This is a genomic window from Bradyrhizobium sp. USDA 4341, from assembly GCF_054063755.1.
Genome location: NZ_JBSSGO010000002.1, coordinates 6,489,483 through 6,514,978 on the forward strand (window position 1 = coordinate 6,489,483; position 25,496 = coordinate 6,514,978).

The following is a 25,496-nucleotide window of genomic DNA, read 5'->3' on the forward strand; positions in this document are numbered from 1 at the left end:
AACCGCCACGCTGTTTCGCCGCTCCGGCGATGAAACCGCAAGGCCTGAAATACGAATTCGTGAGCGAGATGTCATGAGCAACAAGATGTGGGGCGGCCGGTTTTCGGAACGTCCCGACGCCATCATGGAGGAAATCAACGTCTCCATCGACGTCGACCGTCACCTTTATGCCCAGGACATTGCAGCGTCCAAGGCCCACGCCGCGATGCTCGCCGCGCAGGGCATCATCACATCAGCTGATGCGAAAAATATCGGCAAAGGTCTAGACACGATTTTGTCAGAAATCGGCAAGGGCGATTTCGACTTCAAGCGCGCGCTCGAGGACATCCATATGAATGTCGAGTCGCGGCTGTCCGAATTGATCGGGCCCGCTGCGGGCCGGCTGCACACCGCGCGCTCGCGCAACGACCAGGTCGCGACCGATTTTCGGCTCTATGTCCGCGACACCATCGACGAGACAAATGCCGCGCTGGCGGCGTTCCAGCAGGCGCTGGTCACCCGCGCGCTGGAGCATGCCGGAACCGTGATGCCGGGCTTTACCCATCTGCAGACCGCGCAGCCCGTGACCTTCGGCCATCATCTCTTGGCCTATGTCGAGATGGCCGGCCGCGACCGCGGCCGCTTTGCCGACGCGCGCAAGCGGCTGAACGAATCGCCGCTGGGCGCCGCCGCGCTCGCCGGCACCTCGTTTCCGATCGACCGCACTGCGACCGCCAGGGCGCTCGGCTTCGACCGGCCGATGGCCAATTCGCTCGATGCGGTGTCCGATCGCGATTTCGTGCTGGAAACGCTGTCGGCGGCTGCGATCTGCGCGGTGCACATGTCGCGCTTCGCCGAAGAGATCGTGATCTGGACCTCGCCGCTGGTCGGTCTCGTCAAGCTCAGCGACAAATTCACGACCGGCTCGTCGATCATGCCGCAGAAGCGCAACCCGGACGCCGCCGAGCTGGTGCGCGCCAAGACCGGCCGCGTCATCGGTGCGCTCACCGCGCTCCTGATCGTGATGAAGGGCCTGCCGCTCGCCTATCAAAAGGACATGCAGGAGGACAAGCAGGGCGCCATGGAGGCCTTCGAGGCGCTGTCGCTCGCGATCCGCGCCATGACCGGCATGGTCGAGGATCTGGTGCCGGACGAAGCGAAGATGAAGGCCGCGGCCGGCGAGGGCTATGCCACCGCGACCGACCTGGCCGACTGGCTGGTGCGCACCCTGAAGATGCCGTTCCGCGACGCCCACCACGTGACCGGGCGCATCGTCGGCCTGGCCTCGGCGCAGGGCGTGGCGCTGCACGAGCTGCCGCTCGAGGCCATGCAGGAGGTCGAGCCGAAGATTACCGCGGAGGCGCTGAAAGTGCTCAGCGTCGAATCCTCGGTCAAGAGCCGCACCTCGTTTGGCGGTACGGCGCCGAAGAATGTGATGGCGCAGGCCAAAGCCTGGGCCAAGCGGCTGGAAAAAGAGCGAAAATTGGGCTGATCCGGAAAATTTGGTCGTGATTTCATGGCGCTCCGCCTCTCGCCAGAGCACGCCAATGTTTGTATGGTGCCGCCCGAATTGGGGAATTCGTCGTGATTAGCAAGAACCGCCTGACCCCCTCGGGATGGGCCATCATTGTGCTGAGCGCTGCAACGCTTGCGCTCGGCGGCTGCGGCCGCAAGGGACCGCTCGACCTGCCGCCGACCGCGAACGGCGCGCCGGCCACAGCACCGGGCGACACCGAGAGCGAGCGGGCGGCACAGCCCAGCGTGTTCAATCCGACCTATGGCTCGGATGCCGCGCCGGCCGCGTCGAAAGGCAATAAACGGTCTTTCGTCCTCGATCCGCTGCTCGGCAACTAGTATCTGGAGCATGATCCGGAAAAGTGGAAACCGGTTTTCCCTCGCGACAAACGCGGAACGCGTTTGCGCGGAGATCATGCTCAAACAATCAAGTCCGTCATGAACCATTTCGACTATCGCAACGGCGTGCTGCATGCCGAGGCGGTCAATCTCATTGAGCTGGCGGAGGCCGTCGGCACGCCGTTCTATTGCTATTCGACGGCGACGCTGGAGCGGCACTACCGCGTCTTCACCGAGGCCTTTGCCGGCGAGAAGGCGCTCATCTGCTACGCGATGAAGGCCAACTCCAACCAGTCGGTGCTGCGCACGCTGGCCAAGCTCGGCGCCGGCGCCGACGTGGTGTCCGGCGGTGAGTTGAAGCGGGCGCTCGCGGCCGGCATCCTGCCGTCGAAGATCCTGTTCTCCGGTGTCGGCAAGACCGAGGGCGAGCTGCGCGCCGCGCTCGCCGCCGACATCCTCTGCATCAACATCGAGTCCGAGCCCGAGCTCGAGATGCTGTCGCGCCTTGCGGTCGAGATGAAGACGACCGCGCGCATCTCGGTGCGGGTCAATCCCGACGTCGATGCCGGCACCCACGCCAAGATCTCGACCGGCAAGTCGGAGAACAAGTTCGGCATTCCGATCGCGCGCGCCCGCGAGGTCTATGCCCGCGCGGCGAAGCTGCCGGGCATCCAGGTCACCGGCACCGACGTGCATATCGGCAGCCAGATCACCGATCTCGGCCCGCTGGAGGCCGCCTTCCGGCTGCTTGCCGAATTCGTGCAGACGCTGCGCGCCGATGGCCATAACATCTCGCATATCGATTTCGGCGGCGGCCTCGGCATTCCCTACTACATGGATCGCGCCGCGCCGCCGGCACCGGCCGCCTACGCCGCGATGGTCAAGCGCGTCACGCATAATCTCGGCTGCACGCTGATGTTCGAGCCCGGCCGCCTGATCGTCGGCAATGCCGGCATCCTCGTCAGCCGCGTGATCCATGTGAAGCCGGGCGATGCCAAGAACTTCGTGATCATCGATGCCGCGATGAACGACCTGATCCGGCCGACGCTGTATGAAGCGCATCACGATATCCTGCCGGTGCGCCAGCCTGCACAGGGCACGCCGACCATGGTCGCCGACGTGGTCGGCCCGGTCTGCGAGACCGGCGACTATCTCGCGCTCGACCGTTCGCTGCCGCAGCCGAAGGCCGGCGATCTGCTGGCCGTCATGACCGCCGGCGCCTATGGCGCGGTGCAGGCCGGCACCTACAACACGCGGCCCTTGGTGCCGGAAGTGCTGGTCAAGGACGACCAGTACGCCGTGGTCCGCCCGCGCATCGACGTCGACGCGCTGATCGCGATGGACAGGCCCGCGCCGTGGTTGTGAGGCACCGATAGCCCCTCATGCTCGGTGTCGTCCCTGCGAAAGCAGGGACCGATAACCGCCCCATAACCACCGCTTGTTGTTGTTGCAGTTAGCTGGGGCCCCAGCCCCTCAAACCAAAAACGCCTGTGGTTATGGGTCCCGGGTCGCGCTTCGCTTGCCCGGGACGACAAGCATTTAGTTTGTCGACAGTCGGCATCGTAGGATGGGTAGAGCGCAGCGAAACCCATCATCTCGCCGTGCGGACGCATTGATGGATATCGCTCTGCTCCACCCGTCCTACGCAGTTCGTCAGGAACGCCGGCGAACCCGAAGCTTCGCCGGCGTCGCACGTCTCACGGCCCGTATTTGGGCGCCGGCGTCTGGTTGAACTCGTGGTCGTGCGCGACGCAGGTGAAATTCGCAGCGATGCTGCTGCTGCCGCTGCCGTTGTACTGTGCGACTTTCGGGAAGACGCAGAGCGGCCGCGTGAACTGGACTGCTGGCGGCGTATCGGCAACGAACTTTGTCGCGAGGATGGTTTCCGGCGCCGTGCCGTTCTCGACCCAGTTGACCAGCGGGGTGAGTGCGTCGAACGTGTTGGGACCGGGCCCTCCGGAGCAGTGGTACATCCCCGGCACCATGAACAGCCGCGCGTAGCTCTGGGTCCGCCGCAGCGCCGGGTTGCCGCCCGGGAAGAAGCCGGCGGGCTGGAAACCGTGGCCTTCGTTCCCGACCAGGGCATTGAAGTAGTTGATGCTGCTCTGCGACGGGATCAGCGGATCGGCCCAGCCGTGATACATGATGAGCTTGCCGCCATGCTCGCGGAACTCGCCGAGATCGGTGCTGGTTGCGTTCAGCACCTCGGCAAGCTGATCGTCGACCTTGTCGACCGCGCGGTGGAAGTCGAAATTCGCAAAATTGACCTTGCTGGACGGGTAGCCGAAGCTCGGACCGAACACCCAGTAGAACAGGCCGTCGAAGGCCGGCTCGGGAAGTTGCTCCTGGAACGCGAGGCCGAGTGCGAGCACGTCGTCGGTTTCGTTGCCGCGCTCGGAGCCCGGATTGATGAGCTGCCCGTTCACCGGGTCGATCGTGCCCGCGTAATATCTCTGCATGGTCGTGACCTGATCGGCCGTCAGGCATGCGGGCGGCTGCTTGCCGCCGGTGCACAGCAACGACTTCGGATCGAAACCACAGTCGCGCGGATCGGTCAGGAACTGGTCGGTGCCGGCGCCGCCGTCGTGGCCGACGCACTGCTTGAGCACCGCCTGGGTGATCAGCGTCATCTGGCCAGGCTGGATGAACCGGCTGGGGCTCGCATGCGTGTTCTGCCAGCCCGCAAGACCCGCCATATGCAGGTGGGTGCGGTTGAACGCCGCTGCGCCCGCCAGAATGCCGTCATAGTCGTCGGGGAAGCGCTGCGCCTCCATCAAGGCATTCTGGCCGCCGGTGGAGCAGCCGGCGAAGTAGGCCGTCTTCGCTCGCTGCCCATAGAACGCGTTGGCGATCTCCTTGCCGCGCACGGTCATCAGGTGAATGGCCCGAAAGCCGAAATCCTTGATCCGCTCGGGATGTCCGAACAGGCCGGTCGACGGCGCGGCCGGATCGCCGAACTCAGTCGCGAGCGGATTGCCCATGTTGCCGTTCGAGCCGCAGAACAGCGGATTGCATCCCGAGGATCCGGTGCCGAGGTCGCTGTTGGTCGCGGCAAACCCGGCCTTGATGCCATTAGCGAGCTCGCTGTAGGTGATGTCGCCCTGAAACCCGCCGCCGCCGGTGCCGAGGAACCTGCCGTTCCACGTGCCCTCGGGCAGCCAGACTTCGATCTTGATGCTGGAATCCGAGCTGGGAGTAAGGGTTGCGGTCACCCGGCAGAACGGGGGGAGACCGGTGATCGTGGTCGGCGGGTTGCCGGGAACGACGAACGTTCCGGCGCTGTTGTCGGTCGCCGAATTGATGACGGTGTGCTGCAGTTGCAAGGATTGCAGATTGCTGCACGGTGTCGCCATGGCTGGCGAGCCCGCGATCGCGACACCGGCAAACAGGGCCATGGTCGCGCCGACACGATAGGGTCGATGACGCCTCATTCTATCCTCCCCGATTTTTTGCAGGTTTGTAGGGAAGACAGAATAGCCGACCGACATGACAACTTGAGGATGACAGGGGAGCGATGGCGTCCGCGCCCCTTGTCGCAATGCACAAGCCCGCGCCGTGGTTGTGCGGCACCGAGCGTGCCGCATCAATGGTGTCGTCCCTGCGGAAGCAGGGACCCATAACCACCGCTCTTGGTTGAGATGCTGAGCTGGGGCCCCGGCTCAACATACTACAGACCCCTGTGGTTTTGGGTCCCGGGTCGCGCGGAGCCTGTCATCGGGCGGCGCTTCGCGCCGACCCGTTGGCTTGCCCGGGACGACAGCGTTATTTTGTCGACGGCGCTTACTTCGCGGCGTGACTGCCGCCCTTGCCACCACCCACGATCACGCCCGCGGCCTTCTCGATCGGCTTGATCGCCGCGGTGAAATCCGAGTCCGGTCCCTCGTCGCGGATGATGACTTCCCAGAGCCGGCCGACCGCTTCGGCAACTTCCATCGACAGCCCGAGCGAGCGCATCTCCTCGACCGCGAGCCGCACGTCCTTGACCATCAGGCCGGTGGCGAAACCGAAGTCGAAGCTGCGCGGCAGCACCGAACGCGGAAACTTGTCGCGGCTTGCGGTGTTCAGCCCCGAGCCTGCGTTGATGACGTCGATCATCACGGCCGGATCGAGCCCGGACTTCACGCCCATTACGACAGCCTCCGAGGTCGCGACCATCGCGGTCGCCGACAGGAAGTTGTTGGCGAGCTTCATGGTCTGGCCGGAGCCCGGCTTGGTGCCGATGAAGAACACCTTGCCGATGACGTCGAGCGCGCTTTTCACCAGCTCGAAATCGGCGCGCGGGCCCGACACCATCACCGCCAGCGTGCCCTTCTCGGCGCCGGAGACGCCGCCGGAGACCGGGCTGTCGATCTGCACGATGTTCTTCTTGGCCAGCAGGTCATGGATCTTCACCGCCATCTGCGAGCCGACGGTGGAGAGATCGATGAAGCGCTTGACGCGTTTGCCCTCGATCACGCCGCCAGCGCCGGTCGCGACCTCGAGCGAGGCCTGCAGCGAGGGCAGGCTCGCCATCACGGTCTCGACGCGGTCGGCGATATCTTGGGGCGATGTCGCAGCCGCGGCGCCGAGTGCAACCAGCTGATCGACGGCGTCCTTGCGCATGTCGAACACGGTGAGCTTGTGGCCGGCCTCGATCAGCCGGCGAGCCATCGGGAAGCCCATCTTCCCGAGGCCGATGAATCCGATTTCCATGGTGTTGTTTCCTCTACGTCGTTATGTGTCGAGCCGCGCGCCCCGTACTCGATGTCGTCCCTGCGAAAGCAGGGACCCATAACCCCAAGACTGAGTTGTTTGGTTTAGCTGGGGCCACAGCCGTCGTAACGACAACGAGCTGTGGTTATGGGTCCGCGGCTCGCGCTTCGCTTGGCCGGGACGACAACGGGTGGAGTTCGCTCACGCCTTGTTGTCGAGTTCGGCGAACACCTCGCGCGCGATGCGGAAGCTGTCGACGCCGGCCGGGATGCCGGCATAGATCGAGACCTGCATGAAGATCTCGCGGATCTCGTCGCGCGACACGCCGTTGGTCAGCGCGCCCTTGATGTGCGCCTTCAGCTCGTGCGGCCGGTTCAGGATCGAGATCATGGCGAGGTTGAGCATGCTGCGCGTCTTGCGCGGCAATTCCTCGCGGCCCCAGACCGCGCCCCAGCAATATTCCGTGACGAGTTCCTGGAACGGCTTGTTGAAGCTGTCCGAATTCTTCAGCGCATTGTTGACATAGGCCTCGCCGAGCACCGCCTTGCGGATTTCGAGCCCCTTGTCGTGTGTTTTCTGGTCCATGTCGTTTCCTCATGCGTAAGGCGTTGGTTCGGCCGGGACGTTACGGGGTCGAACCGCCGCAGTCACGCCTTCGTGTTATGCGTATTTCCCGGTGTGGGTTACGTCCCGGAACGGGTGCCTCAAAGCCGCCGCTGTGCTAGGGTGACGTGCCGGCTACCCCGGAGATCTTATTGAGCGGAGCCAACATCGACCCGTCTGAGAACCCGTCACGCGCCGCCCGAGACAGCGATGCGGACGCGCGGCTGAAGCTGACGCAACTGAAGCTGACCGAGGCTCTGCAGCGGGCGAAATTCGCGATTGCGTGGGAACGGGCGTGGCCGCATCTGGCGCGGTTCCTGACGGTCGCCGGTCTGTTCCTGGTCGCGTCCTGGGCCGGGCTGTGGCTGCTGCTGCCGTTTGCCGCACGCGTGGCCGGCGCCGCCCTGTTCGGCATTGCCGCGCTCGCGGCGCTGGCGCCGCTGCTGCGCTTCCGCTGGCCGAGCCGCGAGGAGGGCCTGAGCCGGCTTGACCGTGGCGCCGGCGTCCGCCATCGCCCCGCGACCACGCTCTCCGACACGCTCTCCAACAAAGATCCGTTCGCGCTGGCGCTGTGGCAGGCGCAGCGCGAGCGCACGCTGGCCTCGATCAAGCGCATCCGCGCCGGCCTGCCGCGGCCGCGCGTCTCGCTGCACGACCCCTGGGCGCTGCGCGCGCTGGTCATCGTGATGCTGGTCGCGACCTATGTCGCGGCCGGCGACGAGCGCGGCCTGCGGGTCGCCTCCGCGTTCGACTGGAACGGCATCATGGCGCCGGCCAATGTCCGGGTCGACGCCTGGGTGACGCCGCCGAACTACACCGGCAAGCCGCCGATCATCCTGTCCAACGCCAACAAGGACGCCAACGCGGCCGACTCCACCCCGCTCGCGGTTCCGGCCGGCAGCACGCTTTTGGTGCGCTCCAGCGGCGGCACCATCGACGTCGTGGTCGGCGGCGGCGTCGCCGAGGTCGCGCCGGAGGGGCAGGCGCCCAAGGGCACCAATGAGCGGCATTTCAAGATCACCGGCGACGGCACCGCGCATGTCCGCGCCCCGGCCGGGCAGCCGCAGTGGAAGTTCACCGCGACGCCGGACCGCCCGCCGTCGATTGCGCTCGCCAAGGATCCAGAGCGGCAGGCGCGTGGCGCCCTGCAGATGTCCTACAGGCTCGAGGACGATTACGGCGTCACCGAAGCGCGCGCGCAGTTCGCGGCGCGGCCGGGCGATGCGCCCAAGGATGTGGCCAAGGATGCCGACAGCAAGGCGGCGCAGCCGCGACCGCTGTTCGAGCCGCCGCAATTCGCGCTGGTGCTGCCGAACGCGCGCACCCGCAACGGCGTCGGCCAGACCGTCAAGGACCTCAGCGAGGACCCTTACGCCGGCGCCGACGTGACGCTGACGCTGACCGCCAAGGACGAGGCCGGCAATGAGGGCAGGAGCGAGCCGTTCAACATGCGGCTGCCCGAGCGGCTGTTCACCAAGCCACTGGCGCGTGCGCTGATCGAGCAGCGCCGCATCCTGGCGCTCGATGCCAACCAGAACGGCCAGGTCTACGCCGCGCTCGACGCGCTGATGATCGCGCCGGAAATGTTCATGCCGGAGACCGGCTATTATCTCGGCCTCCACACCGTGAGCCGCCAGCTCGAGGCGGCGCGCACCGACGACCAGCTGCGCGAGGTCGTCGCCAGCCTGTGGGCGCTCGCCGTCACCATCGAGGACGGCAACATCAGCGACGTCGACAAGGCGCTGCGCGCGGCGCAGGACGCGCTCAAGCAGGCGCTGGAGCGCGGCGCGAGCGACGAGGAGATCAAGAAGCTCACCGACAATCTGCGCGCGGCGCTGGACAATTTCCTGCGCCAGCTCGCCGAGCAGTACCGCAACAATCCGCAGCAGCTCGCTCGCCCGCTCGATCCCAACACCAAGATGCTGAGCCAGCAGGATCTCAAGAACATGCTCGATCGCATGGAGCGGATGTCGCGCTCCGGCGACAAGGATGCGGCGCGGCAGTTGCTGGAACAGATGCAGCAGATGCTGGAAAACCTGCAGATGGCGCAGCCCAACCAGGGTGACGACGACATGCAGCAGTCGCTCAACGAGCTCGGCGACATGATCCGCAAGCAGCAGCAGCTGCGCGACAAGACCTTCAAGCAGGGCCAGGATTCCCGCCGCGACCGCATGCGCGGCAAACAGGGCGACCAGTCGATGGGCGACCTGCAGCAGGATCAGCAGGCGCTGCGCGATCGCCTGAAGAAGCTGCAGGAAGAGCTCGCCAAGCGCGGCATGGGTCCGGAGCAGCGCGGCCAGAAGGGCCAGAAGGGGCAAGGCCAGAAGGGCGATCAGGCGCAGCAGGGCGACCAGGGCGGCGATCAGGGTGATGACGACGGCGACGGGCTCGACCAGGCGGACTCCGCGATGGGCGATGCCTCCGGGCGGCTCGGCGAGGGCAATGCCGACGGTGCGGTGGATTCGCAAGGCCGCGCGCTGGATGCGCTGCGCAAGGGCGCCCAGAGCCTCGCCGATGCGATGCAGCAGGGCGATGGCGACCAGCCCGGGGACGGTCCCGGCAACCGCGCCGGCCGCCAGCAGAGCGGCGGCAACCAGACCGATCCGCTCGGCCGCCCGCTGCACGGCCGCGAATTCGGCGACGACTACACGGTGAAGATCCCCGGCGAGATCGACGTCCAGCGCGTCCGCCGCATCCTCGAAGAGCTACGCCGCCGCCTCGCCGATCCGTCACGGCCGCAGATCGAGCTCGACTACATCGAGCGGCTGCTGAAGGATTACTGAGCCCGCTGTCATCGCCCGGCTCGACCGGGCGATCCAGTATTCCAGAGACGCCAGCGATTGAATCGAGAGGCCGCGGCGTACTGGATGCCCCGCCGGAGCCTGTTATCGGGCGCGCGTTCTCGCGACCCGGTGGCGGGGCATGGCACAAAATGTGAGGCGAGTTGCTTCGCTTGCAGTGACAACGCGGAAAGCACCGCACACCACCCTCGTCATGCGCGGGCTCGACCCGCGCATCCATCGAGCTTCGCGAGAATTGTCTTTCGGAGATGGATTGCCGGGGCAAGCCCCGGCAATGACGGCTAGCTCGCCTTCCTTGCCGCCAGCGCGTTCGCCACCGCGGTGCGGATATCGGCCACCGAGAACGGCTTGGTCACCACGTCATGCACGATCGCCTCGAGGCCGGAGGCGCGCTCGCGCTGATGGGCGAAGCCGGTCATCAGCAGGATCTTCAATGCGGGAAAGTCGCGGGCCGCGGTCAGCGCCAGCGCGATGCCGTCCATGACAGGCATCTGGATGTCGGTGAGCAGGAGATCGAACGCGCCTTCGTCGCGCGTCAGCATCTCCAGCGCCTCGGCGCCGTCCTGCGCGGTCACGGTCTCGTGGCCGTCCATGGCGATGGCGCGCGCGACCAGCGAGCGCATCGAGTCTTCGTCGTCGGCGATCAGAACACGCGTCATGGTGATTGGTCGGTTTCCGAAAGTGGTGGCCGCTAGCCTCAGGCGCGGCCGCCTGTGAGATCATGCTTGTTGAAGAAGCGTACGTCGATATTGCGGCCTTCGGGCGGCGGTGAGGCGAGGCGCGACTTGAAGAAGGCGCGCTCGCCGGGATTGAGCACCGGCTGCTCCAGCACCGCGTTCCAGGCATAGATTTCGGCGCCCTGCGCGTCGCGCACCGAGAAGCGCAGCCGCGGCAATTCGACCGGCTTCCTGGTCTGGCCGACGATCATGCCTTCGATCACCAGCACCGGCTTGCCGTCCACGGTCTCGTTGGTGATCTTGAGGTCCTTGAAGGCGAGGCCGCGCAAATTCACGTCGAGCCCGACCATCTTGTAGAACAGCGCGGTCTGCGGCAGCAGCCGCACCACGTCGTTGCGCCAGACGAACAGCGCAATGATCAGCGCGCCCATCGCGGCGCAGGCGGTCGGCAGGGCGCCGATCACGGGCATGAAGGGAATCCGGGGCAGCGAGGGCAGGCGGAACAGGCGGGGAAGCCGCGGCAGGCTGAAGCGGCGCTTTCGGGCGTCCTGGGTGCCGGCATGGGCCGCGGCATCCGCCTCGGCCACCGCCGGCCATTCCGTGGCGGCGTCCCCGTCGGCGGGCAAATCGGCCGAAATCGAGGGGCTGTCGACCATCGGGGTCGTGTCAGCCTCCTCGCGGCCTATCGCCTCCCATTCGGCGGCGAGATTGGAGCCGGCGGCCTCGTAGGCCAAACTGGGTGCGGTCGCCCCGATCGCGTCCTCCGGTCGGGCCAGCCAGACCTCGCGGCAGCGGGAACAACGGACCGTGCGTCCGGCCTCGCCCAGGGTGGCCGGATTGATGGCGTAAGATGTTGTACAATGCGGGCAAACGATATGCATATGGAGGCGAATCTCCACCGTGTGGTATGTCCGGATGCTACCGAGCGACCGTTAACGAATCGGAAACCATAACCGACGCACAAGCTTTCTGTGCGGTTCGCGGCCGCTCGGCGGGGGTTCGGGCCGCGAAAGCGTTTTCGAGCGAAGTGGGTACCGGTCCGCGTGAAGAAAACGCGTCCAAACAAGAATCCAGAGCCCCGTTCCGATTCCATCGGAACGGAAAAGGCTCTGGAGTTGGGTATTGGGCCACAGGCCCTCTCGAACGGAGCTAGCGCATTGGTTCGGTTCGAAAATGTCGGTCTGCGCTACGGGCTCGGCCCGGAGATTTTGCGCGACCTCTCCTTCATGATCCCGGCGCATTCGTTCCAGTTCCTCACCGGGCCGTCCGGCGCGGGCAAGACCTCGCTGCTGCGGCTGCTGTTCCTGTCGCTGCGGCCGACCCGCGGGCTGGTCAATCTGTTCGGCAAGGACGTCTCCCTGCTGAGCAAGGACCAGGTCGCCGACCTGCGCAAGCGGATCGGCATCGTGCTGCAGGATTTTCGCCTGCTCGACCACATGACGACCTATGAGAACGTTGCGCTGCCGTTCCGCGTGATGGGCCGCGAGGAATCGACCTATCGCCGCGAGGTGATCGACCTTTTGAAATGGGTCGGCCTCGGCGAGCGCATGGATGCGCTGCCGCCGATCCTGTCGGGCGGCGAGAAGCAGCGCGCGGCGATCGCGCGCGCGGTGATCTCGCGGCCGCAATTGCTGCTGGCGGACGAGCCGACCGGCAGCGTCGACCCGACCCTCGGGCGCCGCCTGTTGCGGCTGTTCATCGAGCTCAACAAATCGGGCACCGCTGTTATCATCGCGACCCACGACATCACATTGATGGATCAATACGAGGCGCGGCGGCTGGTGCTGCATCAGGGACGGCTGCACATCTATGAGTAGGAGCGGCGACGAGAAAGTGTCGTTGGTCGATCTCGGGCGCGAGCGCCCGCAGGTCCCGGCCACCGCGCGCAACATGTCGCCGATCGTGCCGCGCGCCTCGATCTCGGGCCGCGCGCTGGTCGCGGTGGTCGCGATCATGACCTTCCTCGCCTCGTTGACGACGGGCACCGTGCTGCTGGTCAGCGCGTCGGCGGCCGAATGGCAGTCCGAAGTGTCGAGCGAGATCACCATCCAGGTGCGCCCCGCGCCCGGCCGCGACCTCGATCGCGACGCGCAGGCCGCCGTGGAGGCGATGCGGGCGCAGTCCGGCATTCTCGAGGTGCGTCCATTCAGCAAGGAGGAATCCGCCAAGCTGCTGGAGCCCTGGCTCGGCAGCGGGCTTTCGATCGACGAGCTGCCGGTGCCGCGCGTGATCGTGGCGCGGGTGCAGCCCGGCACCACGCTCGATCTCGCCGCGTTGCGCGCGCGGGTGACGCAGGCGGCGCCGACCGCAAGCGTCGACGATCATCGCGCCTGGATCGAGCGCATGCGCTCGATGACCGGCGCCACGGTGTTTGCCGGCGTCGGCATCCTGATCCTCGTGATCATCGCCACCATCATCTCGGTGTCGTTCGCGACCCGCGGCGCGATGGCGTCCAACCGTCCGATCGTCGAGGTGCTGCATTTCGTCGGCGCCGGCGACAGCTTCATCGCCAACCGCTTCCTGCGGCATTTCCTTCGCCTCGGCCTCGAGGGCGGACTGATCGGCGGCGGCGCGGCGATGCTGGCGTTCGGCTTCTCCGAGTCGATCGCCAACTGGTTCTCCGGCACGCCGGTGGGGGACCAGTTCGCGGCGCTGCTCGGCACGTTCTCGCTGCGTCCGTCGGGCTACCTCGTCCTGGCGTTGCAGGCGGTGCTGATCGCGGCGATCACCGCGTGGGCGTCGCGGCGCACCCTGTTTGCCACGCTCGACGATATCGACTGACGGCCCGCGGCGTCGCAATCATGGGGCCGGTTTCGTGATCGCGGGTCGTCGCCAGAGTGTGATTTCGCCCGCATCCGCACGGCCCTGGCCGGGCAAAACCGGTTTCCACTTTTCCGGATCATGCTCTAAAATCCCCGGGGGGAAGGATATCAGCATCACATGAGTTTGCAGCCCGACGATACGTCGCCGAAAGGCCATGCCGCGCAGCCGCGCGGCTGGCTGCGCGTCGTCATCGTCGTGCCGCTGGCGCTTGCCTTCGTTGCCGCCGCGGTCGGTTTCATCGGCTTCCTGTCGCAATTGCGCGGCGTCGAGACCGACCCGCCGCACAATGCCGACGGCATCGTGGTGCTGACCGGCGGCTCGTCGCGGGTGTCCGACGCCATGGAGCTGTTGGCGGCGGGCTACGGCAAGCGCCTGCTGATCTCCGGCGTGCATCCGACCAACGACGCCAATGACATTTCGCGCTCGGTCCCGGACAGCCAGGGGCTGATGCGGTGCTGCGTCGATCTCGACCGTTCCGCGGTGAACACCCGCAGCAATGCGGCGGAGACGCGGCGCTGGGCGCACGAGCGCGGCTTCAAGTCGCTGATCGTGGTGACGTCGAACTACCACATGCCCCGCGCGATCGTGGAACTGTCACATGCGATGCCGGACATCACGCTGATCCCGTTCGCGGTGGTCGGCGACAAATGGCGCGACGAGCCGTGGTGGACGAGTGGCGGAACGTTCCGTCTCTTGCTATCGGAATACGCCAAATATGTCGCCGCGGAGATGCGGGTGCGGCTGGCCGATATCGGCCTCGACCTGACCTCCGATCTCGCCGAGCCGGCAGCCGTGCCACGCCGCCCGGCGACGGCGCAGGCGAACAAGGACTAGGCATGATCCGGAAAAGTGCGGAGCGGTTTTCCTTCGCGACCAGCGCGGTACGCGTTTGCGCTGAGATCATGCTCAAACAAGGACTGAAATGATTTTCCTGCGCTCGCTGATCTTCAACGTGCTGTTCTATCTGGTGCTGGTGCTGCTCTGCATCGTCGCGCTGCCGGCGCTGCTGCTGCCGCGCGGCGCGATGATGGCGATCGAGGCCGCGTGGGCCAACATCAGCCTGTTCCTGATGCGCGTGATCTGCAACATCCGGATCGAGTTCCGCGGCGTCGAGAAGATTCCAAGCGGGCCGCTCGTCGTCGCCTCCAAGCACCAGTCGTTCTGGGAGACGTTTGCGCTGGTGCGCTTCTTCGAGCATCCGCTGTTCATCCTCAAGCGCGAGCTGATGATGATCCCGGTGTTCGGCTGGTACCTGAAGAAGGTCGGCATGATCTCGGTCGAGCGCGGCGGCGGCCCGCGCTCGCTGATCAAGACGCTGAAGCGCGCGGCAGTCGAGGTGAAGCTCGGCCGCCAGCTCGTGATCTTTCCGGAGGGCACCCGCACCGCGCCTGGTGCTGCGCCGAACTACAAGGCCGGCGTCGCGCAGATCTATGCCGAGAGCGGCGTGCCGTGCCTGCCGATCGCGCTCAATTCCGGGCTGTTCTGGCCGCGCCGCACCTTCATGCGCTATCCCGGCACGTTGGTGGTCGAATTCCTCGATCCGTTGCCGCCGGGCCTGCCGCGCGACGAGTTCATGACCCGCCTGCGCGAACAGATCGAAACCGCCACCACCCGCATCGTCGACGCCGGCCGCGCCGAGCAGGCGCAATTGTTCGGCGGGGTGCCGGGTGCGGCGAAGGGGTAGGCGCGGGCTTATTGGCGCTTCGTCGGCGAAGCCGAAGATGACGCCGACGGCATCTGGCAAATTAGAAGAGTTTTGCCTGGGCGCATGAACGGAGCTCACCAATCCACGGCAATGTCCGAGTGCTATCCGCGTTTCCTCTGCCGTGCGTCATGATGCCGTAGCGCATCGACGATCACCTTGAATGCAGCCGAGTTCTGCCGGGATGTTGGATAGTAGATATAGTAGCCATCGAACTTCGGCGACCAGTCGTCGAGCACAACGACCAACTCACCTGACTGCACGCGCGGCGCAGCCAGGTCTTCGGGAACATAGGCGATGCCGAAGCCCTTCACGGCGGCATCGATCATGGCGCGAGAGTCATTGAACGTCGCCTGGCCCTCGACACGCACCCGCAGTTCAGCGCCGTTCTTGGCGAACTCCCACGCATAGTGACCGCCTGCCGCTTGACGCCGCTTGATGCAGACATGCTGGATGAGGTCTTGCGGGTGCTTGGGCTTGGGATGCTCTCTCAGGTAAGCGGGTGACGCGACCGCGACCAGCCGCCAATCGGGGCCGATGCGCACTGCGATCATATCTTTCTCGACGCTCTCACCGAGGCGGATGCCCGCGTCGAAGCCGTCTTCGACGATATTGCGAAAGCCTGTATCGAGACTGAACTCGACCTTGATGTCGGGATATTTCTTGAGAACGGGCCACAGTTTCGGCCAGACAACCTTTTCCAGCGCATGGTCCGAAAGCGTGATCCGGATGGTGCCGGACGGTTTGTCTCGCAGGGACATCAGCGCGGCGATGTCGCGCTCGATTTCCTCGATACGCGGCGCAAGTGTTTGCTGAAGGCGCTGGCCCGCTTCGGTCAAGCCGACGCTGCGGGTCGTGCGCGTGAGAAGCCGCAGCCCCATCTGGGATTCCAGGCGCTTGATCGTATGGCTGAGCGTTGACTGCACGACGCCGAGCTTTGCCGCCGCCTTGGTGAAGCTGCGCTCGCGGGCGACGGCCACGAATGCCAGTAAGTCGTTGAAATCTTGGCTCGCCATGGCCGGTCAGTATTCATGGCCTCCATCGATTAATGCAAGCAAATTATATCGGCTAATCGAATGCTGCGGAGAGCTCTAGGTGTGGCCGTGAACGGCGCCTGCCTGGCGCCTCTCCGCATATGGATGCCCGATGAACACCACGACCGATCAACAGACCACGCAGCCCATGCGTGCATGGGGCGCCGTCTTTGCGCTCACGCTTTGCGCCTCGACCCTCGTTGCCTCTGAATGGATGCCCGTGAGTCTGCTCACGCCGATTGCCGATGGCTTGCGCTTGACGGAAGGACAGGCCGGGCAAGCCATCTCGATCTCTGGCCTTTTCGCCATCCTGACCAGTCTGTTTATCTCGGCCGCAACGCGCGGTATCGACCGGCGGTCTGTTTTGCTGTGGTTGACCAGCGTCATGCTGGTCTCCGGCATCGTCGTGGCTTTCGCGCCCAATCATCCGGTTTTCATGCTCGGACGCGCTCTTGTCGGCATGGCTGTCGGTGGCTTTTGGTCGATGTCCGCCGCAACGATGATACGTATCGTGCCGGCCAAGGATGTGCCGCGGGCCCTTGCGGTTCTCAATGGCGGCAATGCCCTCGCGACGACGATCGCCGCGCCGCTTGGCAGCTTCCTTGGCCAGTATATCGGCTGGCGCGGCGCGTTCTTTTGCGTCGTGCCGATCGCTGCGCTGACCCTGCTTTGGCAGTTCGTCACACTGCCCATGATGCCGAGCCATGAGCGGGCGAGCGCGGCAGCGGCGTTCAAGGTGCTTCGCCGCCCTGGAGTGCCCTACGGCATGATCGCCGCAGCCCTGTTCTTCCTCGGGCAGTTCGCGCTCTTCACCTATTTGCGGCCGTTCTTCGAAACGGTAACACGCGTCGATGTCACGACCATTTCGGCACTGCTGCTCGTGATGGGCGTTGCCGGTCTCGTCGGCACGGCGCTGATCGGCATTGTCATCCGCGACCGCCTTTACGCTTCGCTTGTGTTGATGCCGTTCGCAATGGCCGTGATCGCCGTCGCCCTGATCGCAATGGGTTCGTCACTCGGGGCAACGGCGGCACTGATGTTCCTGTGGGGCTTCGTCGGCACGGCGGCCCCCGTCGGCTGGTGGACCTGGTTGAGCAAGGCCTTGCCCGATGACGCCGAAGCAGGCGGAGGGCTGATGGTCGCGGTGGTTCAGCTCGCGATCACGATGGGTGCTGCGGGCGGCGGCGTTCTCTTCGATCACAGCGGCTATCGAGCCACGTTTCTGTTCAGTGCCGCCATCCTCGCCCTTTCGTCGCTCGTTATCTTGGTCGGAGCACGTCGTCGCAAGGCAAAAGCCGACGCGCAGTGCGCGGCTTGTGCGGCGGCAAGCCCGGCCGGGTGACGCCTGCGACTACCGCGCGTGTACGGCGTCGCCGCCGCAGAGGAGAAAGGCGGCACGGGCTGCATGGCAATCTTCAGCTCGATCGCATACATCTTCGCCACCGAGGTTGAACTCAAGCAAGCCATTCCAATGATGGGTTTCGTCCTCTCACCGCATCACGAACGGATTCGCCGGCACGTCCGTCGCGGTCGAGACCCAGACGCTCTTGGTCTCCTGATACTCGCGCACCGCGTCGATGCCGCTCTCGCGGCCGACGCCGGAGAATTTCATGCCGCCGAACGGCATCATGTAGCTGATGGCGCGGTAGGTGTTCACCCACACCGTGCCGGCGCGCAGCTGCTTCGGCACGCGGATGGCGCGCGCCAGATCCTTGGTCCAGATGCCGGCGGCAAGGCCGTAGATCGTGTCGTTGGCGATGCGGATGGCGTCTTCCTCGGTGTCGAAGGAGATGATCGACAGCACCGGGCCGAATACCTCCTCGCGCGCGATCCGCATGGTGTTGTCGACATCGGTGAAGATGGTCGGTTCGACGAACTGGCCGCCCTTGATACCCTCGCCGGACGCAGGCTTGCCGCCGAGCAGGCAGCGCGCGCCTTCGGCTTTCGCGATATCGATGTAGTCGAGCACCTTCTTGTACTGCGCGGGCGTCGTGATCGGGCCGACATTGGTGTCGGCTTGCATGGGATCGCCGATCTTGGCGGATTTTGCCAGCTCCAGCACGCGCGCGACGAACTTCTCCTTGATCGAGCTCTGCACCAGAAGGCGCGATCCGGCGATGCAGGTCTGGCCGGTGGCGGCGAAGATGCCGGAGATCGCGCCGGCCGCAGCCGCCGTCAGGTCGGCATCCTCGAACACGATGTTGGGGGACTTGCCGCCGAGCTCGAGCGAGACCCGCTTCAGGCTCTTGGCCGCGGTCTCGTAGACCTTTGCGCCAGTCGTGTCCGATCCGGTGAAGGTGATCTTGGCGACGCCGGGATGCGAGATCAATGCGGCGCCTGCCTCCGGCCCGAAGCCGGTCACCACGTTGAAGATGCCGTCGGGAATTCCGGCTTCTTTGGTCAGCGCCGCGAATTCCAGCGTGCTGGCCGAGGTGAATTCCGAGGGCTTCACGACCACGGCGCAGCCGGCGGCGAGCGCTGCGGCGCATTTCCAGGCGACGAACAGCAGCGGCGAATTCCAGGCGGTCAGCGCCGCGACGACGCCGACCGGCTCATGCGTCGTGTAGGCGAAGGTGTCCGCCTTGTCGATCGGCACCAGGCCGCCCTCGAGCTTGTCGACGAGGCCGCCGAAATACCACCACCATTCCGGATGGTAGCGCAGCTGGCCCAGCATCTCGGCCATCAGCTTGCCGTTGTCGCGCACCTCGATCTCGGCGAGACGCTCCGCGTTGGCGGCGACGAGGTCGCCGAGCTTGCGCATCACCTTGCCGCGCGCGGACGCCGTCATCTTCGCCCACGGGCCGCGCCACATCGCCTCATTGGCGGCCTTCACCGCCTTGTCGGCATCGGCCGCCGAGCCGCGCGGAATTTTGGCCCAGGCCTCGCCGCGATAGGGATCGATGCTGTCGAACCACTCGCCATTGGCGGGGTCGACATACTGGCCGTTGATGTAGAGCTGATAGGTCTTCATGAGATCCTCCCGCAAGGCGATGGGTCTGGTTGGCGAAACGCTATCACGCATTCCGCGACGCCGTCATAACGCAGCCGCGGGAATGGGTTGCATGTGGGCCGGCATCACCCGTGCGGCGCGGCAAGCTCGGCTGCGATGATGGCGCCGAGTGCCATGGTACATTTCGCCAGCTCGCGGCGCATGGTCTGGCAGCAGTTGCAAGACGCACGGACCCGCCAGAAATGCCGCATCGAAGCGAAGGAGCGGCGGCCTTGGAAAGGTGACAGCAATCCTTACTCTTTGCCGCACCCGTCGGTGAGAGGTAAGCTGTCCACTTGTCTGACGCTCATAGCGGGGACGTGCCGAATTCCCCGTTCATTCGCTGAGCAGGGTTGTTGCTGTCGGCAGGCATGATCTCTCGGGAGATTGCCGTCTCTTTTGGCTCTCCACTCAGATTTTCATTCTTCTTCGTTCGTGTGCCGCTTTCCCAGCGGCAGCAATTCCTTTTCGAGCAACCGGGAAGCCAACAAACGGAGCATCCCATGTCTGGCACCCTCAATTCCTCTTTGGAAATTAATTCCTCTTTGGAAGTCCCCTGGTGGAAAGAGCCTACGAAGGATCAATGGCTGGCGTGGGTCGCGGCCTGGCTCGGCTGGACCCTCGACGCGTTCGACTTCACGATGTTTCTGCTGATCATGGTGCCCATCTCGCAGGAATTCCATGTTCCGTTGACCGAAGTCGCGTTCGTGTTGTCCGTGACATTGTGGCTCAGGCTGGTCGGCGCCGTGGGATCGGGCTGGCTCGCTGACCGTGTCGGTCGCAAGATCCCGCTGATGATCTCGATCCTGTGGTATTCGCTGAGCAATTTCGCCGCCGGCTTCTCACCAACCTTCACCTATCTCTTCATTTTCCGCGCGCTGCTTGGTATCGGCATGGGCGGCGAATGGCCGGCCGGCGCGGCATTGGCGATGGAGACTTGGCCGGTACGTTCGCGCGGCTTGATGGGCGGCGTCCTGCAAGGCTCATGGGGCCTCGGCTTCATGCTGTCGAGCGCGATCTATGGCCTTTTCTACAGCTATATCGGCTGGCGCGGCATGCTGTGGGTCGGGGTCCTCCCGGCGCTTTCCGTTTTCTATGTCCGCAAGTACGTCAAAGAGCCGCCCGTTTGGCTCGAGAACCGGCGCCGCCAGCGTGTCGAGCAACGCGAGGTTCGTGCCCCCCTTATCTCCATTTTCAAACGTGGTGTTCTGGCCAACACGTTGACAGCCTGCGTTTGGCTTGCCGGCGGCTTTGTCGCCTATTACTCCGTCAACGCGCTGTTCGCGACGTATCTGCAGAAGGAACTGCACCTCTCCCCAGGGCAGGTCGCGACCCCGATCTTCTTCGCCAATCTCGGCTTGTTCCTCTCGACGTGCGGCTGGGGTTGGTGGTCCGACCGCTTTGGCCGGCGCGCGGCGATCATTATTCCAGCGCTGATCGCTCTGCCGCTCGCACCGCTTTACCTGCTCTCCTCCGATTTTCTATGGATCGCGTTGGGTTTCATCGCTCAGGGAATGTGCGCCGGCGGCGGGATGCATGGGCAGATGGTGCCCTACTTGAACGAGCGTTTCCCGACCGAGGTTCGGGCGACCGCAGCTGCGTTCTGCTACCACCAGGGGGCCATCTTCGGCGGCTTCGTGCCACTGGTGCTGACCTTCGTCGCTGAACGTTACGGCACAGGATTGGCTTTGCCGATGATTGTCGGGACGTGGATCGGTTGCCTCGCTTGGACCGCAGCGGCTTTCTACGGGCCCGAGACCAAAGGCAAGCTCTTGGTGCCCGATTTGGTCGTCGCCTGAGCCACCTTGGTTGCATGACCTTGATGGTCCGCAAACACGGCATCGCCTCAACGAGGCGAGGCGATGCCGTGGTCGCGTGACATGATGTTCGGGAGGTTCGAGCCAGAGGTGACTGGCAGGAATGTTGCCGATCGGCACTCTCTGCCGTTCGCGGCTTGGGAGGAGAGACCATGAAAGTTCTGGTCATGGGTACTGGCGGCATTGGCGGCTACTACGGTGGGCGTTTAGCGGCCGCGGGGCAGGACGTCACGTTCGTCGCGCGCGGAGCGCATCTCGACGCAATGCGCCGTGATGGACTGCAGATCATCGGTATCAGCGGCAATCACACTGTGAAGCCGGCGAAGGCCGTCGGCGATCCCGCCGAGGCCGGGCCGCCGGAGATGGTGCTTTTTGCAACCAAGCTCGGCGATACCGAGCGCGCGGCGAAAGCGTTGCAGGCCGCGGTTCGGGATGGCACCACGATCATCTCGCTGCAGAACGGCATCGAGGGGCCGGACCTGATCAGGGCGCACCTGCCGCGCGCGCACGTGGTGCCGGGCGTGGTGCGTATCTCGAGCCACATCGCGCGGCCTGGCGTGATCGAGCACAAGGCGCAACCCGGCCGCATCGAGTTCGGCGAGCCGGATGGACGAGCGAATCCGCACCTCGAGGCCTTCCAACACATGTGCAAGGAGGCCGGCCTCGATGCCGTGCTCACACCAGAGATCCGCTACAATGTCTGGATGAAGTTCGCGTCACTGGCTCCGAGTTCGGGCATGATGACGCTGACGAATGCCTCTTACGGACCGATGCGCGAGACGCCCGGCACCCGCGCTCTGTTCGAGGATGCCGTGCGCGAGGTGATCGCCGTCGGCCTCGCAGCCGGCGTGCCGTTCAAGCCCGCCGACTTCGAGACGATCATGAAAGCCGCCGACGCCAATCCCCGCGAAATGATCACGTCCATGCTGGTCGACCGGCGAGCCGGCAGGCCGCTCGAGATCGACTATTTCTCGGGCACCCTGGTGCGCATGGGTGAGAAGCTCGGCGTACCGACCCCGACACACAAATTCATTGCCCAGGCGCTGTCGATCGATGCCAACGGCCGCAAGGCATGATTCGAAGGCATCGCCGACGTCTGCTGTTCGGGGTAACGCGGACCTCGCGACCCCGCGCACGCGCTTCGGATGTGTGAGTACCCGGCCCAGTCAGGACGCGCGTGCCGTGGCCCGCCGTGCGCGGCGCGCGGCGCGGCGGCGCTGGACCCACAGCCTGGCGCGGTCGAGATAGAGATAGACCACCGGCGTGGTGTAGAGCGTCAGGATCTGGCTCAGGATCAGGCCGCCGAAGATCGCGATGCCGAGCGGCTGGCGCAGCTCGCTGCCTTCGCCGAGGCCGATCATCAGCGGCACCGCGCCGAACAGCGCGGCGAGCGTCGTCATCATGATCGGGCGGAACCGCATCAGGCAGGCCTCGTAGATCGCATCGCGCGACGACAGCCCGCGCTGGCGCTCGGCGTCGAGCGCGAAATCGATCATCATGATGGCGTTCTTCTTGACGATGCCGACCAGGAGGATCACCCCGATCATGCCAATGATGTCGAAATCGGTGTGCGACAGCATCAGCGCCGCCACCGCGCCGACGCCGGCCGAGGGCAAAGTGGAGAGGATGGTCAGCGGGTGGACGTAGCTCTCGTAGAGCATGCCGAGCGAGATGTAGATCGTCGCAAGTGCTGCGAGAATCAAAAACAGCTCGTTCGCCAGCGCCTGCTGGAAGATCTTCGCGGAGCCGGCGAATCCGCCGGAAATGCCCGCCGGCATGCCGAGCGTGTGCATTGCGTTCTCGATCGTGGTGGTCGCGGTGCTGAGCGAGACGCCCGGCGGCAAATTGAACGAGATCGTGCTGGCGACCAGCAAATCCTGGTGGTTCACCGCAAGCGGCGTCTCGCCATGCTCGAAGCGGGCGACGCTCGACAGCGGGATCATCGTCTCCGCGCTGGTCGAGACCGCGGTTCCGGTCGAGGCGACGCCCTTGCCGGTGGCGCCGATCGAGTTGGTCGCCTGATTGCGCACCACATTGGCGGCGACCGAGCTGATCGAGCTCTTCTGCGACGACGAGGCCACCGTGCCGGCCACCGCATTGGTGCTCTGCGTGCCGGTCGCCGATCCGCCCGAGGTCGAGATGTAGACCTCCTTCAGGGTCTGCGGGTCCTGCGAGAAGCGCGGCGCGACCTCCATGATCACATGATACTGGTTGCGCGCGACGAAGATGGTCGAGACCTGGCGCTGCCCGAACGCGTCATAGAGCGTGTTGTCGAGCTGGCTGACCGTGATCCCGAGCCGCGAGGCGGCGTCGCGATCGATGACCAGATTGGCCTGCAGCGCCTTGTTCTGCTGGTCGGTGTTGACGTCGGCGAGCGTCGGCTCCTTCTGCAGCGCCGCAACGAGCTTGGGCGTCCACTCGTTCAGCTCCTCGAAGGTCGAGCCCTTCAGCGTGTATTGATACGCCGCGTTGCCCGAGCGCCCGCCGGCGCCGAGATCGCCGATCGATTGCAGGAACAGGGTGGCGCCCGCCACCTTTGCCAAGGGGTCGCGCAGCCGCTCGATCACCTTGTCGGCGCGCAGCTTGCGTTCGTCCATCGGCTTTAGCGACGCGAACACGGTGCCGGTGTTGGTGCCGCCCGGACCCACGCCGCCGCCGCCGGTGAAGCCGACCGCGGTATCGACCGCCGGATCCGATTTCACGATGTCGATGAACTGGGTCAGCTTCTGCTGCATCAGCTGGAACGAGGTGCTCTGGTCGGCCTGGATCGAGCCGATCAGCAGCCCGGTATCCTGTTGCGGAACGAAGCCCTTGGGCACCACCGTGTAGAGATGGACGTTCAGATAGAGCGTGCAGCCCAGGATCAGCATCACCAGCAGCGGATGCCGCAGCGCGAGGCCGAGTGTCGCGCGGTAGCCGCTCAGCATCAACTCGAAGGCGCGCTCGTTGATCCGGTAGATCCAGCCATGCGGCTGGCCTTCCTCCTTGCGCAGCAGCACCGCGCACATCATCGGCGTCGTCGTCAGCGAGACCACCAGCGAGATCACGATCGCGATGGTGATGGTCATGGCGAATTCGCGGAACAGGCGACCGACCAGGCCGCCCATCAGCAGGATCGGCACGAACACTGCGATCAGCGACACGCTCATCGACAGCACGGTGAAGCCGACCTCGCGGGTGCCGACCAGCGTCGCCTCCAGCCGCGACATCCCGGCATCCAAGTGGCGGGCGATGTTCTCCAGCACCACGATGGCGTCGTCGACCACGAAACCGGTCGCCACCGTCAGCGCCATCAGCGAGAAGATGTCGAGCGTGTAGCCCAGCAAATACATCACGGCAAAGGTCGCGATCAGCGACACGCCGACCGCTACCACAGGCACCAGCGTCGCCCGCGCATTGCGCAGGAAGGCGAACACGACCAGGATCACCAGGGCGACGGCGATGAGGAGCGTGATCTCGACGTCGTGCAGCGAGGCTCGGATCGTCTTCGAGCGGTCCATCGCCAGCGTGATGTCGATCGCGGGCGAAACCGAGGCCTTGAGCTGCGGCATCAGCCCCTTCACGCTGTCGACCATCTTGATGATGTTGGCGCCCGATTGCCGGTACACGATCATCACGACGGCGGGCTTGCCGTTGGACAGGCCGAGCGTGCGCACATTCTCCACGGAATCGATGACGTCGCCGACATCGGTCAGGCGCACCGCCGCGCCGTTGCGGTAGGCGACGACGAGCGGCTTGTAGTCGGCGGCCTTCCGCGCCTGGTCGTTGGCGTAGATCTGGTAGCGCTGGTCGCCGACGTCGATGCCGCCCTTCGGGCTGTGCGCGTTGGCGCTCGACAGCGCGGCGCGGACGTCCTCGAGCCCGATGCCGTATTTGTAGAGCGCCGGCGGGATCAGTTCGACGCGCACCGCGGGCAGCGAGCCGCCGCCGACCGAGACTTCGCCGACGCCCTCGACCTGCGACAGCTTCTGGGCCAGCACGGTCGAGGCCGCGTCATAGAGCTCGGCCGGCGTCAGCGTGTCCGAGGTCAGGGTGTAGATCAGGATCGGCGCCGAGGCCGGGTTGAACTTGCGGTAGGTGGGGTTGGCGCGGAGGTTGGTCGGCAGGTCGGCGCGCGCGGCGTTGATCGCCGCCTGCACGTCGCGCGCGGCGCCGTTGATGTCGCGGTCGATGTCGAATTGCAGCGTGACGCGGGCGGAGCCGAGCGAAGACGTCGACGTCATCTCGGTGACGCTCGCGATCTGGCCGAGATGACGCTCGAGCGGGCTCGCCACGGTGGAAGCGACGTCGGCCGGGCTGGCGCCGGGCAGGGTCGCCTGCACCATGATGGTCGGGATGTCGACGTCGGGCAGCGGCGACACCGGCAGCTTGAAGAACGCAATGATGCCCGCCACCACCAGTCCAAGAGACAGCAGCGTGGTGCCGACCGGCCGGCGGATAAAGGGGGCGGAGAGGTTCATTGCATCAGTGTCGATGTTCGCGGATGAGCTTCTATCTGTCCGCGCCGCGATGCAAAAGCTTAAAT

The 25,496-nt window shown here is 65.3% G+C and carries 19 protein-coding genes; 11 read left to right on the forward strand and 8 right to left on the reverse strand.

Translation table 11 applies throughout. The annotated features are described in order from the left end of the window. The first annotated feature begins 73 nt into the window (after positions 1 to 73). The 3 genes from argH (at position 74) to lysA (ending at position 3,198) form a co-directional block, all read left to right on the forward strand. Positions 74 to 1,471, forward strand: a complete 1,398-nt coding sequence (gene argH, locus ACVIGB_RS36750; protein ID WP_456719009.1) for an argininosuccinate lyase — start codon at positions 74 to 76, stop codon at positions 1,469 to 1,471. A gap of 92 nt (positions 1,472 to 1,563) precedes the next feature. Then, entirely contained in the window at positions 1,564 to 1,833 is a 270-nt protein-coding gene (lptM, locus tag ACVIGB_RS36755) for an LPS translocon maturation chaperone LptM (RefSeq protein ID WP_092123274.1), read from the forward strand. Positions 1,834 to 1,932: 99 nt separating this feature from the next. Then, positions 1,933 to 3,198 carry a diaminopimelate decarboxylase gene (gene lysA, locus ACVIGB_RS36760; RefSeq protein WP_456719008.1) on the forward strand — a complete coding sequence of 422 codons (1,266 nt, stop codon included), beginning with the start codon at positions 1,933 to 1,935 and terminating at the stop codon, positions 3,196 to 3,198. Between the two features lie 332 nt (positions 3,199 to 3,530). Here the strand turns inward: lysA and ACVIGB_RS36765 are convergent, their stop codons facing one another. From ACVIGB_RS36765 to ACVIGB_RS36775, 3 genes are all read right to left on the reverse strand, one after another. Next, entirely contained in the window at positions 3,531 to 5,264 is a 1,734-nt protein-coding gene (locus ACVIGB_RS36765; RefSeq protein WP_456719007.1) for a tannase/feruloyl esterase family alpha/beta hydrolase, read from the reverse strand. 349 nt (positions 5,265 to 5,613) lie between these two features. Next, the gene (locus ACVIGB_RS36770; RefSeq protein WP_456719006.1) at positions 5,614 to 6,525 is read right to left on the reverse strand and encodes an NAD(P)-dependent oxidoreductase; all 912 of its coding nucleotides are present in this window, start codon (positions 6,523 to 6,525) and stop codon (positions 5,614 to 5,616) included. A 201-nt stretch (positions 6,526 to 6,726) separates the two neighbouring features. Beyond that, positions 6,727 to 7,110 (reverse strand): carboxymuconolactone decarboxylase family protein, encoded by a 384-nt coding sequence (locus tag ACVIGB_RS36775; RefSeq protein ID WP_018268955.1) that lies wholly within the window; start codon positions 7,108 to 7,110, stop codon positions 6,727 to 6,729. Between the two features lie 170 nt (positions 7,111 to 7,280). Between ACVIGB_RS36775 and ACVIGB_RS36780 the strand changes: the two genes are divergently transcribed. Beyond that, the gene (locus ACVIGB_RS36780; protein ID WP_456719005.1) at positions 7,281 to 9,911 is read left to right on the forward strand and encodes a TIGR02302 family protein; all 2,631 of its coding nucleotides are present in this window, start codon (positions 7,281 to 7,283) and stop codon (positions 9,909 to 9,911) included. 299 nt (positions 9,912 to 10,210) lie between these two features. Here ACVIGB_RS36780 and ACVIGB_RS36785 read toward each other — a convergent pair whose 3' ends face one another. Further along, on the reverse strand, positions 10,211 to 10,588 hold the full coding sequence (locus ACVIGB_RS36785; protein WP_456719004.1) for a response regulator: 378 nt from the start codon (positions 10,586 to 10,588) through the stop codon (positions 10,211 to 10,213). Positions 10,589 to 10,626: 38 nt separating this feature from the next. Further along, positions 10,627 to 11,487, reverse strand: a complete 861-nt coding sequence (locus ACVIGB_RS36790; RefSeq protein ID WP_456719003.1) for an MJ0042-type zinc finger domain-containing protein — start codon at positions 11,485 to 11,487, stop codon at positions 10,627 to 10,629. Between the two features lie 276 nt (positions 11,488 to 11,763). Here ACVIGB_RS36790 and ftsE point away from each other — a divergent pair, with 276 nt between their 5' ends. The 4 genes from ftsE (at position 11,764) to ACVIGB_RS36810 (ending at position 15,113) form a co-directional block, all read left to right on the forward strand. After that, positions 11,764 to 12,423: a cell division ATP-binding protein FtsE gene (ftsE, locus tag ACVIGB_RS36795; RefSeq protein ID WP_021079468.1), complete on the forward strand. Its 660-nt coding sequence runs from the start codon at positions 11,764 to 11,766 to the stop codon at positions 12,421 to 12,423. Continuing rightward, a complete protein-coding gene (locus ACVIGB_RS36800; RefSeq protein ID WP_456719002.1) occupies positions 12,416 to 13,387 on the forward strand; it encodes a cell division protein FtsX in 972 nt (323 codons plus the stop codon). The genes ftsE and ACVIGB_RS36800 overlap by 8 nt, the downstream gene beginning before the upstream one ends. 159 nt (positions 13,388 to 13,546) lie before the next feature. Beyond that, positions 13,547 to 14,263, forward strand: a complete 717-nt coding sequence (locus ACVIGB_RS36805; protein WP_456719001.1) for a YdcF family protein — start codon at positions 13,547 to 13,549, stop codon at positions 14,261 to 14,263. Positions 14,264 to 14,351: 88 nt separating this feature from the next. Further along, positions 14,352 to 15,113 carry a lysophospholipid acyltransferase family protein gene (locus tag ACVIGB_RS36810; protein ID WP_456719000.1) on the forward strand — a complete coding sequence of 254 codons (762 nt, stop codon included), beginning with the start codon at positions 14,352 to 14,354 and terminating at the stop codon, positions 15,111 to 15,113. Between the two features lie 122 nt (positions 15,114 to 15,235). Here the strand turns inward: ACVIGB_RS36810 and ACVIGB_RS36815 are convergent, their stop codons facing one another. Next, entirely contained in the window at positions 15,236 to 16,147 is a 912-nt protein-coding gene (locus ACVIGB_RS36815; protein WP_456718999.1) for a LysR family transcriptional regulator, read from the reverse strand. 130 nt (positions 16,148 to 16,277) lie between these two features. Here ACVIGB_RS36815 and ACVIGB_RS36820 point away from each other — a divergent pair, with 130 nt between their 5' ends. Then, entirely contained in the window at positions 16,278 to 17,507 is a 1,230-nt protein-coding gene (locus ACVIGB_RS36820) for an MFS transporter (RefSeq protein WP_456718998.1), read from the forward strand. 147 nt (positions 17,508 to 17,654) lie between these two features. Here the strand turns inward: ACVIGB_RS36820 and ACVIGB_RS36825 are convergent, their stop codons facing one another. Then, the gene (locus ACVIGB_RS36825) at positions 17,655 to 19,136 is read right to left on the reverse strand and encodes an aldehyde dehydrogenase (protein ID WP_456718997.1); all 1,482 of its coding nucleotides are present in this window, start codon (positions 19,134 to 19,136) and stop codon (positions 17,655 to 17,657) included. Between the two features lie 521 nt (positions 19,137 to 19,657). Here ACVIGB_RS36825 and ACVIGB_RS36830 point away from each other — a divergent pair. Beyond that, entirely contained in the window at positions 19,658 to 20,953 is a 1,296-nt protein-coding gene (locus ACVIGB_RS36830; protein WP_456718996.1) for an MFS transporter, read from the forward strand. A gap of 170 nt (positions 20,954 to 21,123) precedes the next feature. After that, positions 21,124 to 22,047, forward strand: a complete 924-nt coding sequence (locus tag ACVIGB_RS36835; protein WP_456718995.1) for a 2-dehydropantoate 2-reductase — start codon at positions 21,124 to 21,126, stop codon at positions 22,045 to 22,047. Positions 22,048 to 22,137: 90 nt separating this feature from the next. On the opposite strand, the gene ACVIGB_RS36840 is transcribed toward ACVIGB_RS36835, so the two are convergent. Continuing rightward, a complete protein-coding gene (locus ACVIGB_RS36840) occupies positions 22,138 to 25,431 on the reverse strand; it encodes an efflux RND transporter permease subunit (RefSeq protein WP_456718994.1) in 3,294 nt (1,097 codons plus the stop codon). Between the last annotated feature and the right edge of the window lie 65 nt (positions 25,432 to 25,496).

Coding starts and splice junctions, on each gene's coding strand:
- argH (WP_456719009.1), top strand. CDS start 74: ATGAGCAACAAGATGTGGGGCGGCCGGTTTTCGGAACGTCCCGACGCC.
- lysA (WP_456719008.1), top strand. CDS start 1,933: ATGAACCATTTCGACTATCGCAACGGCGTGCTGCATGCCGAGGCGGTC.
- ACVIGB_RS36765 (WP_456719007.1), bottom strand. CDS start 5,264: ATGAGGCGTCATCGACCCTATCGTGTCGGCGCGACCATGGCCCTGTTT.
- ACVIGB_RS36770 (WP_456719006.1), bottom strand. CDS start 6,525: ATGGAAATCGGATTCATCGGCCTCGGGAAGATGGGCTTCCCGATGGCT.
- ACVIGB_RS36775 (WP_018268955.1), bottom strand. CDS start 7,110: ATGGACCAGAAAACACACGACAAGGGGCTCGAAATCCGCAAGGCGGTG.
- ACVIGB_RS36785 (WP_456719004.1), bottom strand. CDS start 10,588: ATGACGCGTGTTCTGATCGCCGACGACGAAGACTCGATGCGCTCGCTG.
- ACVIGB_RS36790 (WP_456719003.1), bottom strand. CDS start 11,487: ATGCATATCGTTTGCCCGCATTGTACAACATCTTACGCCATCAATCCG.
- ACVIGB_RS36800 (WP_456719002.1), top strand. CDS start 12,416: ATGAGTAGGAGCGGCGACGAGAAAGTGTCGTTGGTCGATCTCGGGCGC.
- ACVIGB_RS36805 (WP_456719001.1), top strand. CDS start 13,547: ATGAGTTTGCAGCCCGACGATACGTCGCCGAAAGGCCATGCCGCGCAG.
- ACVIGB_RS36810 (WP_456719000.1), top strand. CDS start 14,352: ATGATTTTCCTGCGCTCGCTGATCTTCAACGTGCTGTTCTATCTGGTG.
- ACVIGB_RS36815 (WP_456718999.1), bottom strand. CDS start 16,147: ATGGCGAGCCAAGATTTCAACGACTTACTGGCATTCGTGGCCGTCGCC.
- ACVIGB_RS36820 (WP_456718998.1), top strand. CDS start 16,278: ATGAACACCACGACCGATCAACAGACCACGCAGCCCATGCGTGCATGG.
- ACVIGB_RS36825 (WP_456718997.1), bottom strand. CDS start 19,136: ATGAAGACCTATCAGCTCTACATCAACGGCCAGTATGTCGACCCCGCC.
- ACVIGB_RS36830 (WP_456718996.1), top strand. CDS start 19,658: ATGTCTGGCACCCTCAATTCCTCTTTGGAAATTAATTCCTCTTTGGAA.
- ACVIGB_RS36835 (WP_456718995.1), top strand. CDS start 21,124: ATGAAAGTTCTGGTCATGGGTACTGGCGGCATTGGCGGCTACTACGGT.
- ACVIGB_RS36840 (WP_456718994.1), bottom strand. CDS start 25,431: ATGAACCTCTCCGCCCCCTTTATCCGCCGGCCGGTCGGCACCACGCTG.